The organism is uncultured Xanthomonas sp. (assembly GCF_964278005.1).
Taxonomy (GTDB): Bacteria; Pseudomonadota; Gammaproteobacteria; order Xanthomonadales; family Xanthomonadaceae; genus Xanthomonas_A; species Xanthomonas_A sontii.
The window spans coordinates 19,067-34,826 of sequence record NZ_CAXYKF010000006.1 but is presented as its reverse complement, the minus strand read 5'-3'; the positions used below and the strand labels follow the sequence as shown (position 1 = coordinate 34,826).

The following is a 15,760-nucleotide window of genomic DNA, read 5'->3' as shown; positions in this document are numbered from 1 at the left end:
ATCGGCGACGCCCTGCGCTTACCGGGTCCCGGGTTCCGGGTCCCGGGCCCCGACCAGACCCTGCGTACACGCCACATACGCCTCCAGCTTCGCCCGCGCACGCCCATCGGCGATGGCCGCACGCGCCAGGGCGATGCCGGCGCCGATGTCTTCGGCCAGGCCGGCCACATACAGTGCCGCGCCGGCGTTGAAGGCGACGATGTCCAGGGCCGGGCCGGGCACGTTGTCGAGCACGGCGCGCAGCATCGCCATCGATTCGCCGGCGTCGGCGACCTTGAGGTTGCGGCTGGCCGACATGGCGATGCCGAAGTCCTCCGGGTGCACTTCGTACTCGCGGACCTGGCCGTCGCGCAGTTCGCCGACCAGGGTGCCGGCGCCGAGCGAGAGTTCGTCCATGTCGTCGCGGCCCCACACCACCAGCGCGCGTTCGGCGCCCAGTTCCTGCAGCACGCGCGCCTGGATGCCGACCAGGTCGGAGTGGAACACGCCCATCAGGATGTTCGGCGCGCCGGCCGGGTTGGTCAGCGGGCCGAGGATGTTGAAGATGGTGCGCACGCCCATCTCGCGCCGCACCGGCGCCACCACCTTCATCGCCGGGTGGTGCACCGGGGCGTACATGAAGCCGATGCCGGTCGCCGCCAACGCCTGCGCCACCTGCTCAGGCTGCAGTTCGATCGCCGCACCCAGCGCCTCCAGCGCGTCGGCGCTGCCGGACTTGGAGGAGACGCTGCGGTTGCCGTGCTTGGCGACCTTGGCGCCGGCCGCCGCGGCCACGAACATCGCGCAGGTGGAAATGTTGAAGGTGTGCGAGCCGTCGCCGCCGGTACCGACGATGTCGACCATGTGGGTGCGGTCGACGACCGGCACGGTGCGCGAGAACTCGCGCATCACCACCGCCGCACCGGCGATCTCGCCGACCGTTTCCTTCTTGACCCGCAGCCCGGTGAGGATGGCCGCGGTCATCATCGGCGACACCTCCCCGCGCATGATCTGCCGCATCAGCCCCACCATCTCGTCGTGGAAGATCTCGCGGTGCTCGATGGTGCGTTGCAGGGCTTGCTGGGGGGTGATGGTCATGGGAGAGGAGCTGCTCGTAGCTGGGGAAGAAGTAGATCTTTTCGGGTTTCCCAGGGGCGTTTATCTTCTTCGCTCATGGGGTAAAGAGGGTGTCCAATGCCATATTCCGAAATGACTACCTTGACTTTATGGCCTGGATAAAAATGCACTTGAATATCCCCGCCTTGGCTTGGATATTGGGGTAGATCAACAATTGCTTCTTGCGGCGATGGGGGCTGCGGGCCATTTTGCGTGGTGTCATAGGCCCATTGGATCTTGACCTTCATTCCCGGATGCCAATGCCTTGGAATGGACGCACAACATGCCCCCCCCACCACCCCCTTCCTCAGGCGAAAGGTTGGGTCCACTTGCGCCGTCGACTGTAAATCTCTCGATGCTCCAATCGCTCATGTGATTGTAGCCAGTCACAGATGCGGGCAAGCGATCATTGCCGCAACCACTTAATGAGATGCAGGCGACAAGCATGGACAATGAATTCCAGTACTGGATGCGTTTTTTTGTTTTTCTGTTTTGCATGTGATGGGCTCAGCGCGCCTGCGTCGGCCGCGACTTGCGCAGGCGCCCTTGCGCCAGCACCTCGAAGTAGTCGGCCGGGCCGCCGGCGCGCAGCAGGGTGGCGACCGCGGCCGGGTCGTAGATGCCGTCGTGCAGGGCGTGCTCGGCGATGTGCACGCCGATCACCTCGCCCAGCACCAGCCAGGTCTGGATCGGCTCGCCGCGTGCGCTCTGCAGCGGCAGCAACTGGCTGAGCCGGCATTCGAAGCTGACCGGGCTGGCGGCCACCCGCGGCGCGCCGATCAGGCGCGACGGCGCGGCGGTCAGGCCGGCCAGCGCGAACTCGTCGACCTCCGGTGCCACCGCGGCGGAACTGGCGTTCATCGCCTCGGCCAGCGGCCGCGTCGCCAGGTTCCAGGTGAACTCGCCCGTGGCCTCGATGTTGCGCACGCTGTCCTTCCAGCCGATGCTGGCGAAGCCGACGATCGGCGGCACGTAGTTGAAGGCGTTGAAGAAGCTGTAGGGCGCCAGGTTGGCGACGCCGTCGGCGCCGCGCGAACCGATCCAGCCGATCGGCCGCGGCCCGACGATGGCGTTGAACGGGTCGTGCGGCAAGCCGTGGCCGTTGGCCGGTTCGTAGAAATGGAAGGCGTCGGTGCGCTCGTGCATCGGCAGGGTCCGGCAGTGACGGGAAGTGGGCGACGCCGGCGCGGCGCGCTCAGCGCTCCAGGAAGTTCTTCAGCAAGGCGTGGCCATGCTCGGTGAGGATGGACTCGGGATGGAACTGCACGCCCTCGACCGGGAACTGGCGATGGCGCAGGCCCATGATCTCCTCCACCGTGCCGTCGTCGTGTTCGGTCCAGGCCGTCACTTCCAGGCAGTCGGGCAGCGTGGCCTTCTCCACCACCAGCGAGTGGTAGCGGGTGGCCTCGTAGCGGTCCGGCAGGCCGGCGAACACGCCGCGGCCTTCGTGACGGATGCGCGAAGTCTTGCCGTGCATGATGGTGCCGGCACGCACCACCTGCCCGCCATAGACCTGGCCGATGCTCTGGTGACCCAGGCACACGCCCAGGATCGGCGTGCGCTGGCCCAGCCGCTCGATCAGTTGCAGCGACACGCCCGCCTCGTTCGGCGTGCACGGCCCCGGCGAGATGACGATGCGCTCGGGCGCCAGGCGCTCGATCTCGTCCACGCTGAGCGCATCGTTGCGCACCACCTTGACCTCGGCGCCGAGCGCCTGCAGGTACTGCACGAGGTTGTAGGTAAAGCTGTCGTAGTTATCCAGCATCAGCAGCATGGCGAAGGACTCATTGCGCGATCAGGAAGACCGCATAGACGTTTTCGGAAAGGGTGAGGGTGCCGGCTTCCAGGGAGTCGACGATCGCGCCAACGTCGCTGGCTGGCGCCGGCGGCTCTGGAGAGGACACAAAGCCGGCGCGGACGTTGCGCACGGCTGGCCAGGTGCCGGCCTGGATGCCATAGGAAAAGCTAGGCGCGACATCGGAGATGGTGTAAAGCCCCTGGATACGAACGCCATAGGCCTTGGCAAGCCCCTCTGCCGAAACACGGGTCTGCTCGGCGGCTTCCCGCTTGAGTTGCATACGTATCTCGTCCTCCTTGCTGTACGAAGTCTGGATTCCAGACAATTCGACCTCACGGCTGGTCTTGAATCCGCTTAGGAACTGGCGCGCATCGTCGAGCGACCGGAACGTGGCACCAATGCTACGCTTGACCTCGGTACCCTCGAACTCCTGAGTTCCCCCTTGCGGCGAGAAGCGATACGAGGGTTGGATCTGCAAAGAGGAGGCCATGATGCTGTCCTGCAAGGCACGATTCCTTTTGAGTGCTGAAAGAATCTGCTCCGCCGATGCCTGGATTCGCTTGCGAGCAAGGTCGGGCTGCATATCCACAGCGCGCAGGTTGATGCGTAGCGAGAACCTGTCCGGCACCACCTCGCGCTGCGCCTCCCCCTTCACCAACAAATGCGGCTGCGACGGCAGGCTGTTGACCTGCGCGCTGGCGACGGCCGGCAAGACCAGCACCGCGGCAAAGGCCCAGGCAACGAGCGTACGGACTTTCATCTTCCTCTCCTTGGCGGAATGTCAGCCGGCCGCACGCGGCGTGCCGGAGTGGATCAGCGCGGCGAAATCCGCGATCAACGTGTCGACCGCATCGGCCTGCGTCGCCCACGAGGTGACGAAGCGGATCACCCAGCGGCCGTCGCCCAGCACCTGCCAGCGCTCGAAGTCGTAGCGCTGTGCCAGGGTCTCGACCGCGGCGGCGGGCAGGATCACGAACAGCTGGTTGGTCGGCGAATCCGAGGCGAACTGCGCACCGGCCGCGGCCAGTCCCTCGCGCAGCCGCGCGGCCATGCGGTTGGCGTGCGCGGCAAGTTCGTAGAACAGTCCGTCCTCGAACAGCGCGGCGAACTGGGTGCCCAGTACCATGCCCTTGGCCAGCAGCGCGCCGCGCTGCTTGAGCAGATAGCGGAAATCCGCTTTCAACACCGGATTGAGGATCACCAGCGCCTCGCCGAGCAAGGCACCATTCTTGGTGCCGCCGATGTAGAACGCGTCGGTCAGCGCGGCGACGTCGGCCATGCGCAGATCGTTGCCCTCGGCGGTGAGCGCGCTGCCGATGCGCGCGCCGTCCAGGAACAGCAGCAGGCCATGCGCGTCGCAGAACGTGCGCAAGGCCTGCAGTTCGTGCTTGCGGTAGATCGTGCCGACCTCGGTGGTGTTGGACACATAGACCAGCCGTGGCTGCACCATGTGCTCGTTGCCGTGCTCGGCCAGCAGCGGCGCGATCCGCTCCGGCGTGAGCCGGCCGTCGGCCGCCTCAACGGTGAGCACCTTGTGCCCGGTGGCCTCGATCGCGCCGGTCTCGTGGGTGGCGATGTGGCCGCAAGCCGCGGCGATCACCGCCTGGTGCGGGCGCAGGAACGCGGCGATGGCGGTGAGGTTGGTCTGGGTGCCGCCCACCAGCAGGTGCACGTCGGCGTCGGCGCAGCCGATCTCGGCACGGAGCAGCTGCGCGGCGCGCGCGCTGTGCCGGTCCAGGCCATAGCCGGCGTTCTGCTCGACACTGGCGGCGGCCAGCGCGGCCAGCACGCGCGGATGCGCCCCTTCGCTGTAGTCGTTGCGGAAGCCGATCCGCGGCGATGCGGCGGCGTTCACAGCCCCTTCGCCGCTTCGGCGACCGCACGGAACAGCGCGCGGCCCTTGTTCATCGTCTCGTCCCATTCGGTCTGCGGATCGGAGTCGTAGACGATGCCGGCGCCGGCCTGCACGTGCAGGCGGCCGTGCTTGATCACCGCGGTGCGGATGGCGATGGCGGTATCGGCGTCGCCGTGCCAGCCGAGGTAGCCGATGCTGCCGGCGTAGACGTTGCGCTTGATCGGCTCCAGCTCGCGGATGACTTCCAGCGCGCGGATCTTCGGCGCGCCGCTGACGGTGCCGGCAGGGAAAGTGGCGCGCAGCACGTCGGCGTAGCTGAGGCCGGGCAGCAAGGTCCCGGTGACTTCGCTGACGATGTGCATGACATGGCTGTAGCGCTCGATCACGAAGCGCTCGCCGACGGCGACGCTGCCGGCCTGCGAGACCCGGCCGGCATCGTTGCGGCCGAGGTCGATCAGCATCAGGTGCTCGGCGCGCTCCTTCGGATCGGCCAGCAGTTCCGCTTCCAGCGCCTGGTCCTCTTCCGGGGTCTTGCCGCGCGGACGGGTGCCGGCGATCGGGCGCACCGTGACCTGGCCGTTCTCCAGCCGCACCAGGATCTCCGGCGAGGAGCCGACCACCTGGGTGTCGCCGACGTCGAGGAAATACATGTACGGCGAGGGGTTCAACGCGCGCAGCGCCCGATACACATCCACCGGGCGCGCGGCGAACGGCACGCTCAGGCGCTGGCTCAGCACCACCTGGAAGATGTCGCCGGCACGGATGTAGTCCTTGGATTTCTCCACCGCGGCGATGAAGCCCTCGCGGGTGAAGCCGGAAACGAAGTCGCTCTCGTCCAGCACGTCGCGGGCCAGCGGCGCGGGGTAGCCGGCGCCGGGCTGGCGCAGGGTGGTGGTGAGCGCATCCAGGCGCGCCTGCGCGCGCTCCCAGGCGTCGGCCTCGGCCGGGTCGGCATGCACGATCAGGTACAGGCGGCCCTTGAGGTTGTCGAACACCGCCACTTCCTCGGACAGCATCAGCAGGATGTCCGGCGTGTCCAGCTCGTCGCGGGCGACGGCGCCGGCCAGGCGCGGCTCGATGTAGCCGATGCACTCGAAGCCGAACCAGCCGACCAGGCCGCCGGTGAAGCCGGGCACGCCCGCCAGCTTGGGCACGACATGCTGGGCGCGCAGCGCCTCGACCTCGGCAAAGGGATCGGCCACCTCGCGGCGCTCGATCAGTTCGCCATGGTCGCGCACCTCCAGGGTGTGCCCGCGGAAGGTGTACACCCGGCGCACCGGCAGGCCGATGATCGAGTAGCGGCCGAAGCGCTCGCCGCCTTCGACCGATTCGAACAGGTAGGTATGCGGGGCGTCGGCGAGCTTGAGATAGACCGACAGCGGCGTGTCCAGGTCGGACAGCACTTCGCGGACGACGGGGATGCGGGTGTGACCTTCAGCGGCGTAGCGCTGGAACTGCTCGCGGGTAATCAAGACGGCTTTCCTTCCGGGACTCGGTGACAGGGCGGACGACGGCTGCAGGCCACCATCGCCACGCACGGCGAGCGGAAGTGAAGGAAAGCGGGGTCGTCAGGCTGGACACGGCGGCTACTTTACCGCAACTGCGGCGACTGGCAACGGTTGCAGGCGCGACCAATCGAGTGCGGTGCGGAAGCGGTCGGCGAGGGCGTCGCGTCGGGACTGAAGTCCCTCCCGCAGGAGGCGGCGCATGACTTCGGGCGCGCTTTTCGGCGCGCATCGCACCCATCCGTGATCCGTCGTGTTCGTCCTGCCACGGCGCGACCGAGCGCGGTATTGCGGAGATCGGTAAGGACAGCGCGTCGGGACTGAAGTCCCTCCCACATGGGCGCCGGGCTTCGGGCTGGCCCTCGACCTGCGGTTAGCGCTCTGGCGCCTGCAGCAGCGGCGAGTCCGGCGGCAGATGCATGCGCAGGCGCCCGGGCACGCAGTCGATGCGGAAGTGGCGCGAGGTTTCCGGCTCGCCGTCCAGGTTCAGGGTCAGCGGCTGCGCCGCTTCGATCCGCAGCCACGGCAGGCGCGCGCGCACCGCCACCCGCTCCAGCGCGGCCTGCTTGCCGGACGTGACCAGGGTGCCCAGGGTCGCGGCGACCTCGCCGGTCAGCTCCGGCACCAGGGTCAGGTCGAGCAGGCCGTCGTCGAGCAGCGCGTCCGGGCACAGCACCTGGCCACCGCCGGCCTGGCGGCCGTTGCCCAGGCCGAGCGCGATGAAATCGCCTTCCCAGGCAAAGTCCGGCCCTTCGAAGCGGGCCCGGATCGGATCGATCCGGCCCAGCCGGCTCATGCCAGTGACCAGGTAGGCCAGCCCACCGAGCATCTTTTTCAGGCCTTCGTCGGTCTCCACCGTGACCTGGGTGCCGAAGCCGCCGCTGGCGACATTGGCGCACCAGTGCGGGCCGTGCTCGGCCTCGATGCGCAGCAGGTCGATCGGCAGCGCCGGCGTGCGGGCGATCAGTTCCAGTGCTTCCAGCGGCGGCAGCGGGATACCGGTCGCGGTGGCGAAATCATTGGCCGTGCCCAGCGCCACCAGCCCCAGGGCCGGCAGCGCGTCGCCCGGTTCCTGGCGATGCGCCAGCGCCGTGGCGACCTCGCTCAGGGTGCCGTCGCCACCGGCGGCGACGATGCACTCAGCACCATCGGCCACCGCTTCGGCCACGTAGCGCTCGGCATCGCCCTGCTCCCAGGTCACCCGCACCTGCAGCGCCACGCCGCGCGTACGCATGGCCATGACCGCCTCGCGCAACGCCTCGTCGCCAGCCGACTTGCCGTTGAGGATCAGACGCCAATGCGCTGCAGCCATGCGAACCATCCCGGGGTGAGACGCCCACGCTAACGGGCGCGGCATGCGCGATGCGTGAATCCAGGCGGGTGCGCTGTCATACGCACGTCACCGTGCGTCCGGAACATGGAAGGCCATAGCAAGGAAGACGGATGGAGGCAGGATCAGCCTCCGATTTCTCTCCCAGGGGCCGCACCGGCGACGGTGCGGTTCTTTTCTTTTGGCCGTCCGGCGCCGCTCAGCCGGCCGCGAACCTGGCCAGCGCCTCGCCCTGCAGGCGATAGACGGTCCACTCGTCCTGCGCGCGGGCGCCGACCGCTTCGTAGAAGTCGATCGCCGGCTGGTTCCAGTCCAGCACCGACCATTCGAAGCGGCCGCAGCCCTCGGCCACCGCCTGCCGCGCCAGGTGCTGCAGCAGCGCCTTGCCGGCGCCGACGCCGCGGTGCGCCGGGTCCACATACAGGTCTTCCAGGTACAGGCCGTTGCGGCCGAGCCAGGTGGAGTAGTTGTAGAAGTACACCGCGTAGCCGATCGGCTGGCCGTCGGCCTCGCAGATCAGCGCCTGCGCGCGGGCATCGGCGCCGAACAGGGTCGCGCGCAGGCCGGCCTCGTCGGTCTGCACCGCGTCCTCGGCGCGCTCGTAGCGGGCCAGGTCGCGGATCAGGCGCAGGATCAGCGCCGCATCGTCGGCCACCGCCGGGCGGATGTGCAGCGCCGCCATCTCAGCGCCCCGCCACCGCGGCGCGCATCTGCGTGATCACCTCGGCGTAGTCCGGCGCGTTGAAGATGGCCGAGCCGGCAACGAAGGTGTCGGCGCCGGCGGCGGCGATCGCGGCGATGTTGTCCGGCTTGACCCCGCCGTCGATCTCCAGCCGGATCGGCTTGCCGCTGGCGTCGATGCGGGCACGGATCGCGCGCAGCTTGTCCAGCGCCGAGGGAATGAAGGCCTGGCCGCCGAAACCCGGGTTGACCGACATCACCAGCACCAGGTCCAGGTCGTCCAGCACCCAGTCGAGGATGTCCACCGGGGTGGCCGGGTTGAGCACCAGGCCGGCCTTGCAGCCGTGCGACTTGATCAGCTGGATGCTGCGGTGCACGTGGCGGCTGGCCTCGGGATGGAAGCTGATGATGCTGGCGCCGGCCTCGGCGAAATCCGGGATCAGCCGGTCCACCGGTTCCACCATCAGGTGCACGTCGATCGGCGCGGTGACGCCGTGCTTGCGCAGCGCCTGGCAGACCATCGGGCCGATGGTGAGGTTCGGCACGTAATGGTTGTCCATCACGTCGAAGTGGATCCAGTCGGCGCCGGCGCGCAGCACGGCATCCACTTCCTCGCCGAGGCGGGCGAAATCGGCGGACAGGATGGACGGGGAGATGATGCAGTCGGACATGGCGGGATCTCAGCGCTTGCGCAGGGTGCGGATACGGTCGTAGGCGGTGTTGAGCTGGCTGGCCTTCTTCTCGGCGCGGGCGCGCAACTCGGGGCTGGCGCTGGCGACCTTGTCGGGGTGGTACTGGGACATCAGCCGGCGATAGGCCAATTCGATCTCGGCGTCGGTGGCGTCGCGGGTCAGGCCCAGTTCCCGGTAGGGATCCTCGCGCTGGGACAGCTTGAACCAGTCGGCGTCGAAGGCGTGCCCGATCAGCAGCCCGATCAACGCGCCCAGCACCGGCGTGGGCCGCAGCAGCAGGGCCCCGGCGATGGCGCCGAGCAGTTTTCCGTACCAGGGCATGGGGCAAGGGCGGGCGCGGCGTCAGGGCCGGCCATTTTACGGCACAGCGGGGCATTCCGGCCGTACACTACGCGGCCCGCCGTCCGCCGCGGGCCCGCCGGGTCCCGGGACGGTCGCCATTGCGAAGTCCGTAGGAGTGCCTGTGTCCACCACGCTGTTGCAATCCGATCTGCCCGGCCTGCCCTTGCGCCACCGCGGCAAAGTCCGCGACGTGTTCGATATTCCCCGCGAGCGCCTGCCGGCCGACGCGCCGCCCGGCGACTACCTGCTGATGGTCGCCACCGACCGTCTCTCCGCCTTCGACGTGGTGCTGCCCGACCCGATCCCGGGCAAGGGCGAGATGCTGTGCCAGGTCTCCAACTTCTGGTTCAAGAAGACCGAGCACCTGATGCCCAACCACCTCACCGGCATCGACGTGGCCGCGGTGCTGCCCGAGGGCGTGGACAAGGCCCTGTACGCCAAGCGCGCGGTGGTGACCCGCAAGCTCAAGCCGGTGCCGGTGGAGGCCATCGCCCGCGGCTACCTGATCGGCAGCGGCTGGAAGGACTACCAGCGCACCGGCAAGGTCAGCGGCATCGAACTGCCCGACGGCCTGCGCCAGGCCGAGAAGCTGGCCGAACCGATCTTCACCCCGTCGACCAAGGCCGCCGTCGGCGACCACGACGAGAACATCGACTTCGACGCCATGGTCAAGACCGTGGGCGCGGAACTGGCCGAGCGCGTGCGCGACGCCACCCTGCGCATCTACCGCTTCGCCGCCGACTTCGCCGCCGAACGCGGCATCCTGCTGGCCGACACCAAGTTCGAGTTCGGCACCGACGCCGACGGGCGCCTGTACATCATGGACGAGATGCTGACCCCGGACTCCTCGCGCTACTGGCCGGCCGAGCAGTACGAAGTCGGGACCAGCCCGCCGAGCTACGACAAGCAGTTCGTGCGCGACTACCTGGAGACGCTGGACTGGGGCAAGGCCGCGCCCGGTCCGCGCCTGCCGCAGGAGGTGATCGACCGCACCCGCGCCAAGTACGCCGAAGCGCTGCAGCGGCTGGCGGGGATTTCGGTCGACTGAGTGCGGGGCAGCGCGCCGGATGCCCGGCGCGTCACGGGTGGTCGCGGAAGGCGGCCACCTTGCGGGCACCGACCGCCATGCCCGCCGCTTCACGACCTGGAGCATCCTGGCCGGCTAGACTCCGGCAGCCGCGCGAGCGCTCGTGCGTGCGACTTGATCAGGAGGATCCGTTGGCTAGTGCACGCCCCATTCTGACTTCACTGGCCCTTGCCGCCACCCTGCTCGCCTGCAACGGGCCCTCCACCGGCTCCGCGCCTGCTGCAATGGCGCCAGCGACGCCATCGGCCCCTGCAGCCGCAGCAGCGCCGCGCTGCCAGGATGTCGATTTCGACGCTTTCCTCAAGCGCTTCAGCGCCGACATCGCAGTCCAGGAAAAGGCCACCGCCGACCCGTTGACGATGATCCACCTCGACTCGGACGCGCAGCCGGAGCCGGCACCGGTCACCCGCAATGTGCCGCTGGCCGAAGTCGAATGGCCGGTGATTCCCAATCTGGAGGCCGCCCGCAAGGGTGGGCGCGAAGTCGTGGTGACGCAGAACGCCCAGGGCAGGCAGGTCATGGTGCGCACCCCCGATACCAGTGATCAACAGGTCTACCAGTTCACGCAGAAGCCGTGCTGGACACTGGTGAAAGTGGACGATCAGGCGCTGTAATCAGCGCACTCTGGCCACACGGCACGGGCACTCTCTCAGTCCTCTTTTCCTTCACCAAGCTGTATCCCACCCGCGCCACATTTCCGTAACCCGCTCCCACGTGAGGTAAAGATGCGCTCATCCCGCCCTTCCCGCCGCCCTGGCAATCGCGTTGTGTGGCCCGCCGTTTCGGTGTTGCTACTCGCATTGAGCGCATGCAGCAACGGCCAATCCGCTGCCCCTGCCGACGTGGCCGCAGCCGCCCCGGCGCCCGCCAAGCAAGCGCCTCCCGCCGTAGCTCCACCTGCAGACGCCGCGTCGAACGATCCAGTGCAACAGTTGCTGCAGTCGAGCGGCGTGCAGTGCGAAGACGGCAAGACGGCACGGAACTGTACAGCGGGCAATCTGGACGCAGGCGACTACTACGACGTCGAACTGACCGCAGACTGTGGCGCGCAGGGATTTTTCGCAGGCGTTGCAGACGCCAAGGGTACGCCTGCGCTGAATGCCGTGCCGACCACGGGAAGCCATGCCACACCGCGGGCTACCCTCTCGCAAGGCCAGCTCGTCTGCGTCCAGGGCATCGCCCGCGCCGGCCAGAACCCCATGTACTACTACGTCGTCGCGATTCCGGCCGACACCGTGGCGAAGTGCAAGGGCAATGCGCTGTGCAAGCAGTATGGGGACCGTCCGATCCAGTGGACTTCCCCCGCAAACGGCGACGCCTGCCATGTCGCTGCCCCTGGTCGCTATGCCGGAAACTGCGCCCAGGGCTGGGTCAGCGCCAGCGCGCTGGACGTGTTCTCGGACGGAATGTAGCCAACGTTTCCACAAGCACGCGTGCTTGTTCAATCGCAAGGAGAGCAAGGTATGTCGGACCCCAAGATCACTCGACTCGTCAGCAGCGTCGGCACCACGCGCACGGTAGAGATGGACGATGGAAGTACCGTCAGCCGATCAGGCGGATCGGTGTCGTGGCGCAACAACAATCCCGGCAACCTCAAGTTCGAGTTCGCCGGCAGCGCGGACAAGACGGTGAACAACCCGCGCACACGCGAGCAGGCACTGGAGTCGGCGCAGGACCGGTATCGCGGCGTCGTTGGTCTCGACCAGTGGGGCAACGCCGTTTTCGAGAGCTACGAGGCAGGCCGTGCTGCCAAGATCCAGCTGCTGGAGCGCCGCTTCGGCAACGACACGGTCGAACAGATGCTGCCGCGCTACTCGAAGGCCGATTACAGCGGCACCACGCATCATCGCGAACAGGCCGCCACCATTTTCGCGGAGGGCGACCGCCAAGGCGTGGACCTGCGCAATAAAACGGTCGCACAGATGAGCGAGCGCGAACGCGAGGCGCTGGCCGACGGCATCAGGCGCTTCGAGGGGTGGCGGGCGGGCGAGGTCACGGTACAGACACCCGCCCGGACCGCGGCGCAAGCCCCAGCGCAACCGCAGTCCTCTGCTGCACCCGCCGCAGCAAGCCCTGCCCCCGCTACCGCCGCATCCGACAGACCCAGCGCGGCGGTCTACAACGAGGCGTACCAGCACTTCTTCAACGAGGGCCGGCGCTACGAATACGGTCGTCCGGACCACCCCAGGCCGGGGCGCGACAGCAGCCGCCTGGAGCGCGACGGCGACGGCGACGGTCGCCTTGGCGTGGACTGTTCGGCCTTCGTATGGCGCGGACTCAAGAACGCCGGCTACGACGTGCCGGGCGAGAACGCCGCAGGATTCACCACCGCCAAGCTCTTCAATGGCGCGCAGGTGACACCGTATGCGCGCGAGCATTTCGATGTCACCTCCGCGGCGGAGGCACGCAAACCCAATGGCTCGTTGCACCAGGGCGATCTGCTGATGTTTTCTTCGCCGAACGGGCAGCACATCGGCATCTTCAAGGGGTACGACAAGGCCGGAAACATCCAGTTCATCGGCTCGCAGGGCAGCACCGGCCCGGCAGAGGTCACGATTCGCCCGGGTGGCTACTGGGATGGAGGCAGCACCCGCATCGTCGGCGCGTTGACCCCCAAACCGGAATTTCAGGTTCGTGCCCCAGTGCATGGCAATGGCGACGTTCCTGCACGGCAGACATCCCCAGCACCAGCAGAAACACACAGCGCCAAGAGTGCGGCCATGGCCGATGGCCTGCTCAAGCAGGGCGAGCGCGGCAATGACGTCGAAGCATTGCAGCGCCAGCTCAACCGCATGGGCGTGCGCGACGCGCAAGGCAAGGCATTGGCCGAGGATGGACGCTTCGGCGAGCATACCCGCGAGGCGGTCGTTGCCTTTCAGAAACAACGCGGCCTCACCCAGGACGGCATCGTCGGCCGCGATACCCGGGCCGGGCTGGCGGCCGCCGAGCAGGCCCAGAAAGGCCCGCAGCTCGGCGAGCCGGGACATCCGGATACGCCGCTGTACGACAAGATGCGCACGGAGGCCGATCGCGCCGCCAAGCAGGCCGATCCGCAACACGCCAAGCTGTCGAACGAAGCCGTGGCCAACCTCACCCTGCAGGCCAAGCAGGCCGGGATCGACCACCCGGACAAGCTGAAGGAAGTCAGCATGCGTGGTGAAACGGCCTTCGTCGCCGGGACCACGCCGGGCTTCCGTGCGGTGGTGGATCTGCAGCAGCAAGCACCGCCGCTGGAGCAGACCAGCGCACAACTGGCTCGCCAGTCCGCGCAGCAGCAGGAGTCGGTGCAGCGGGAGCAGCAGCAGGAGACGAACAAGAGCATGGCGCGCGCCTGAGCCGCCAAGCCGTGGCGGGGCGATCGTGCCGACAGCGCGATCGCCCCCGATCGGCGACGCCACCGCGTGCCTGCGCTGACCGGTCGTGCGGCGTCCAACGCATCTCAGACGCCGTTCGTCGAAACGAAGCAAGCACCTCTCATCCCCTGCATCCGGCACGATCGAACCGGATGCACGTTGCCTTGTGGGAGCGACGGGATGTTCCCGGCAAAGCCCGTCGCGGCTGAAGCCGCTCCCACAGGACATTTCCCAACGTTCCTGGAGGCTCCGAAAGGTCGCTCCGCTGGGCACGACCTCATCTGCGCTGCGCTGGGCGAGGACATGGACGACGTTGGGCGCGACCAGCAAGCGGGCAAGGCGCCCGTGCTGCGGGCAATCGCTGCCTGCGTTGCCGGATCCACGGCGCGGTGTCTCCGCATCGCGCCGGCGATGGCGCTATGCTGGGCCGGTTCCTGGGAGGGAAGATGGATACCACCGCCTACGCGCGCCCGATCGACCGCTATTTCGCCAGCTATTCCGACGATCACCGCAATGCCGCCAACCAGCGCATCCACGTGGTCGCGGTGCCGGCGATCCTGTGGTCGGTGGTGGCCCTGCTGTGGTGCATCCCGGTCGGCGGCACCTGGTTCCAGAGCGGGCTGTGGGCGGCGCTGGGCATGTTCGCGGCATGGATGTATTACAACCGCCTGTCGCGCCCGCTGGGCTACGGCATGCTGGCGGCGTTCTTCTTCTGCGGCTGCCTGTGCCGGCTGCTGGAAGCGCACCTGGGCCTGCAGGGGCTGCTGTGGCTGGCGATCGGCGTGTTCGTGGTGGCCTGGATCGCGCAGTTCATCGGACATGCGCTGGAAGGCCACCGACCCAGCTTCCTCACCGATCTGACCTATCTGCTGATCGGCCCGGCCTGGGTGCTGGCCAAGCTGTACCGGCGCATGCACTGGCGCTACTGAGCGCGGCCAGCAACACCACCGCGCATCGCCAGGCGGACGCAGGCGCTGCCGGGATTCCTCGACCCGCCGCGCCTACGCGCTGTTCGCATCGCGCCAGCGGGGACGCGACGCCGTGTCAGCCGTGCTGCGCCGTGTCCCCGGCCTCCAGGCCCAACATCGCCGCATCCGGGGCGAAGGCGCGCGGCGCGTAGCCGAAATCCTGCTGCGCCGGTTGCAGGTCGAATGCCAGGTCCTCGCGCATGCGCTGCAGCGCGGCGCGGTTCATGCCCTGCAGGCGGCCGCAGGCGTGGGCCAGCGTCAGCGCCAACGCGAACGCTGCATGTGGCAGCGATAGCAGCCGCGCCGGCGGCCGCAGCGCGGCCAGCACCCGCCGCACCATCTCACGGTAGCTGAGCGTCTCGCCGCCACCGAGGGCGTAGCTGCGCCCGTGCGTGGCCGGGTGCGCCAGCACCGCCAGCGCCGCGTCGGCCAGGTCCTGCACGTGCACCGGCTGGCGCAGGCCGCTGGCGCTGCGCGGCAGCACGAACCAGCCGGTGCGCCGCGCCAGTGCCGCGATCGCGCTGAGGGTGCGGTCGCGGCCGGCGCCGTAGACCAGGGTCGGCCGCAACACCGTCGCCGCCGCGCCGCGTTCGGCGGCCACCGCAAACACGATGGCTTCGGCCTCGCGCAGGCGCCGGGCGACGTCGCGTTCGGCGGCGTCCAGCGAGTCGCGCTTGACCTCCAGGCTGGTGGAGCCGAAGGCGACCACGCGCGAAGCGGCGACGGGCGCGCGCCGATACCAGTCGGCGAAAGCGTCCAGCGGCCCGCAACTGAACACCACCTCCGCCGCCACCGGTGGCGCCTGCAGCGCGCTGAGTTCGCCGGCATGCCAGTGCAGGCCGGGGTGCGCCGCGCGCGCCTGCCGGGAGTAGGCGTGCACCTCCCACCCGTCGGCCAGCAGGCGGTGCAGCAGGCGCTCGCCGATCTGGCCGCTGCCGCCGAACACCAGTGCGATGCGCGGTGGCGCGACGGTCGTCGGAGAAGCGGAGGCAGCGGCGAGCGAATCGGTCATCGGCACAGGATAGTGCGTGCGTCGCCGTTTGCGGCTGGAATC

General features: G+C 68.5%; 17 protein-coding genes. 5 read left to right on the top strand and 12 right to left on the bottom strand.

Translation table 11 applies throughout. The annotated features are described in order from the left end of the window. Positions 1-18: 18 nt before the first annotated feature. The 11 genes from trpD to ACHWVH_RS02475 all read right to left on the bottom strand — a co-directional run bounded on the left by trpD (position 19) and on the right by ACHWVH_RS02475 (position 9,277). Positions 19-1,077 carry an anthranilate phosphoribosyltransferase gene (trpD, locus tag ACHWVH_RS02525; RefSeq protein ID WP_394686611.1) on the bottom strand — a complete coding sequence of 353 codons (1,059 nt, stop codon included), beginning with the start codon at positions 1,075-1,077 and terminating at the stop codon, positions 19-21. After that, positions 1,074-1,391, bottom strand: a complete 318-nt coding sequence (locus ACHWVH_RS02520; protein WP_394686805.1) for a DUF3304 domain-containing protein — start codon at positions 1,389-1,391, stop codon at positions 1,074-1,076. Before ACHWVH_RS02520 ends, trpD begins: the two co-directional genes overlap by 4 nt. 211 nt (positions 1,392-1,602) lie before the next feature. Then, positions 1,603-2,241 (bottom strand): flavin reductase family protein, encoded by a 639-nt coding sequence (locus ACHWVH_RS02515; RefSeq protein WP_394686610.1) that lies wholly within the window; start codon positions 2,239-2,241, stop codon positions 1,603-1,605. 49 nt (positions 2,242-2,290) lie between these two features. Continuing rightward, entirely contained in the window at positions 2,291-2,869 is a 579-nt protein-coding gene (locus ACHWVH_RS02510) for an aminodeoxychorismate/anthranilate synthase component II (protein ID WP_152236621.1), read from the bottom strand. Positions 2,870-2,879: 10 nt separating this feature from the next. Further along, positions 2,880-3,653 carry an SIMPL domain-containing protein gene (locus ACHWVH_RS02505; protein WP_394686609.1) on the bottom strand — a complete coding sequence of 258 codons (774 nt, stop codon included), beginning with the start codon at positions 3,651-3,653 and terminating at the stop codon, positions 2,880-2,882. A 21-nt stretch (positions 3,654-3,674) separates the two neighbouring features. After that, positions 3,675-4,748, bottom strand: a complete 1,074-nt coding sequence (locus ACHWVH_RS02500) for a threonine aldolase family protein (RefSeq protein WP_394686608.1) — start codon at positions 4,746-4,748, stop codon at positions 3,675-3,677. Then, entirely contained in the window at positions 4,745-6,220 is a 1,476-nt protein-coding gene (gene trpE / locus ACHWVH_RS02495) for an anthranilate synthase component I (RefSeq protein ID WP_295942848.1), read from the bottom strand. The genes ACHWVH_RS02500 and trpE overlap by 4 nt, the downstream gene beginning before the upstream one ends. Positions 6,221-6,626: 406 nt before the next feature. Beyond that, entirely contained in the window at positions 6,627-7,565 is a 939-nt protein-coding gene (gene yegS, locus ACHWVH_RS02490) for a lipid kinase YegS (protein ID WP_394686607.1), read from the bottom strand. Positions 7,566-7,782: 217 nt separating this feature from the next. Beyond that, positions 7,783-8,265, bottom strand: a complete 483-nt coding sequence (locus ACHWVH_RS02485) for a GNAT family N-acetyltransferase (protein ID WP_017913951.1) — start codon at positions 8,263-8,265, stop codon at positions 7,783-7,785. Between the two features lies 1 nt (position 8,266). Beyond that, the gene (gene rpe / locus ACHWVH_RS02480) at positions 8,267-8,935 is read right to left on the bottom strand and encodes a ribulose-phosphate 3-epimerase (protein WP_017910179.1); all 669 of its coding nucleotides are present in this window, start codon (positions 8,933-8,935) and stop codon (positions 8,267-8,269) included. 9 nt (positions 8,936-8,944) lie between these two features. Further along, positions 8,945-9,277, bottom strand: a complete 333-nt coding sequence (locus ACHWVH_RS02475) for a DnaJ family molecular chaperone (protein ID WP_010341396.1) — start codon at positions 9,275-9,277, stop codon at positions 8,945-8,947. 142 nt (positions 9,278-9,419) lie between these two features. Here ACHWVH_RS02475 and ACHWVH_RS02470 point away from each other — a divergent pair, with 142 nt between their 5' ends. The 5 genes from ACHWVH_RS02470 to ACHWVH_RS02450 all read left to right on the top strand — a co-directional run bounded on the left by ACHWVH_RS02470 (position 9,420) and on the right by ACHWVH_RS02450 (position 14,667). Further along, a complete protein-coding gene (locus ACHWVH_RS02470; protein ID WP_394686606.1) occupies positions 9,420-10,346 on the top strand; it encodes a phosphoribosylaminoimidazolesuccinocarboxamide synthase in 927 nt (308 codons plus the stop codon). 170 nt (positions 10,347-10,516) lie between these two features. Further along, positions 10,517-10,999 (top strand): hypothetical protein, encoded by a 483-nt coding sequence (locus tag ACHWVH_RS02465; RefSeq protein WP_394686605.1) that lies wholly within the window; start codon positions 10,517-10,519, stop codon positions 10,997-10,999. 309 nt (positions 11,000-11,308) lie between these two features. Next, entirely contained in the window at positions 11,309-11,797 is a 489-nt protein-coding gene (locus tag ACHWVH_RS02460) for a hypothetical protein (protein WP_394686604.1), read from the top strand. 51 nt (positions 11,798-11,848) lie between these two features. Then, positions 11,849-13,720 carry a peptidoglycan-binding protein gene (locus tag ACHWVH_RS02455; RefSeq protein ID WP_394686603.1) on the top strand — a complete coding sequence of 624 codons (1,872 nt, stop codon included), beginning with the start codon at positions 11,849-11,851 and terminating at the stop codon, positions 13,718-13,720. 464 nt (positions 13,721-14,184) lie between these two features. After that, positions 14,185-14,667 carry a DUF962 domain-containing protein gene (locus ACHWVH_RS02450; RefSeq protein ID WP_152236627.1) on the top strand — a complete coding sequence of 161 codons (483 nt, stop codon included), beginning with the start codon at positions 14,185-14,187 and terminating at the stop codon, positions 14,665-14,667. A 115-nt stretch (positions 14,668-14,782) separates the two neighbouring features. Here ACHWVH_RS02450 and ACHWVH_RS02445 read toward each other — a convergent pair whose 3' ends face one another. Then, the gene (locus tag ACHWVH_RS02445) at positions 14,783-15,718 is read right to left on the bottom strand and encodes an NAD(P)-dependent oxidoreductase (protein WP_295910041.1); all 936 of its coding nucleotides are present in this window, start codon (positions 15,716-15,718) and stop codon (positions 14,783-14,785) included. Positions 15,719-15,760: the final 42 nt, after the last annotated feature.

What these genes read in the sequence shown, in the direction of transcription:
- trpD (WP_394686611.1), bottom strand. Translation starts at nt 1,077, where the DNA reads ATGACCATCACCCCCCAGCAAGCCCTGCAACGCACCATCGAGCACCGC.
- ACHWVH_RS02515 (WP_394686610.1), bottom strand. Translation starts at nt 2,241, where the DNA reads ATGCACGAGCGCACCGACGCCTTCCATTTCTACGAACCGGCCAACGGC.
- ACHWVH_RS02510 (WP_152236621.1), bottom strand. Translation starts at nt 2,869, where the DNA reads ATGCTGCTGATGCTGGATAACTACGACAGCTTTACCTACAACCTCGTG.
- ACHWVH_RS02505 (WP_394686609.1), bottom strand. Translation starts at nt 3,653, where the DNA reads ATGAAAGTCCGTACGCTCGTTGCCTGGGCCTTTGCCGCGGTGCTGGTC.
- yegS (WP_394686607.1), bottom strand. Translation starts at nt 7,565, where the DNA reads ATGGCTGCAGCGCATTGGCGTCTGATCCTCAACGGCAAGTCGGCTGGC.
- ACHWVH_RS02485 (WP_017913951.1), bottom strand. Translation starts at nt 8,265, where the DNA reads ATGGCGGCGCTGCACATCCGCCCGGCGGTGGCCGACGATGCGGCGCTG.
- rpe (WP_017910179.1), bottom strand. Translation starts at nt 8,935, where the DNA reads ATGTCCGACTGCATCATCTCCCCGTCCATCCTGTCCGCCGATTTCGCC.
- ACHWVH_RS02475 (WP_010341396.1), bottom strand. Translation starts at nt 9,277, where the DNA reads ATGCCCTGGTACGGAAAACTGCTCGGCGCCATCGCCGGGGCCCTGCTG.
- ACHWVH_RS02455 (WP_394686603.1), top strand. Translation starts at nt 11,849, where the DNA reads ATGTCGGACCCCAAGATCACTCGACTCGTCAGCAGCGTCGGCACCACG.
- ACHWVH_RS02450 (WP_152236627.1), top strand. Translation starts at nt 14,185, where the DNA reads ATGGATACCACCGCCTACGCGCGCCCGATCGACCGCTATTTCGCCAGC.
- ACHWVH_RS02445 (WP_295910041.1), bottom strand. Translation starts at nt 15,718, where the DNA reads ATGACCGATTCGCTCGCCGCTGCCTCCGCTTCTCCGACGACCGTCGCG.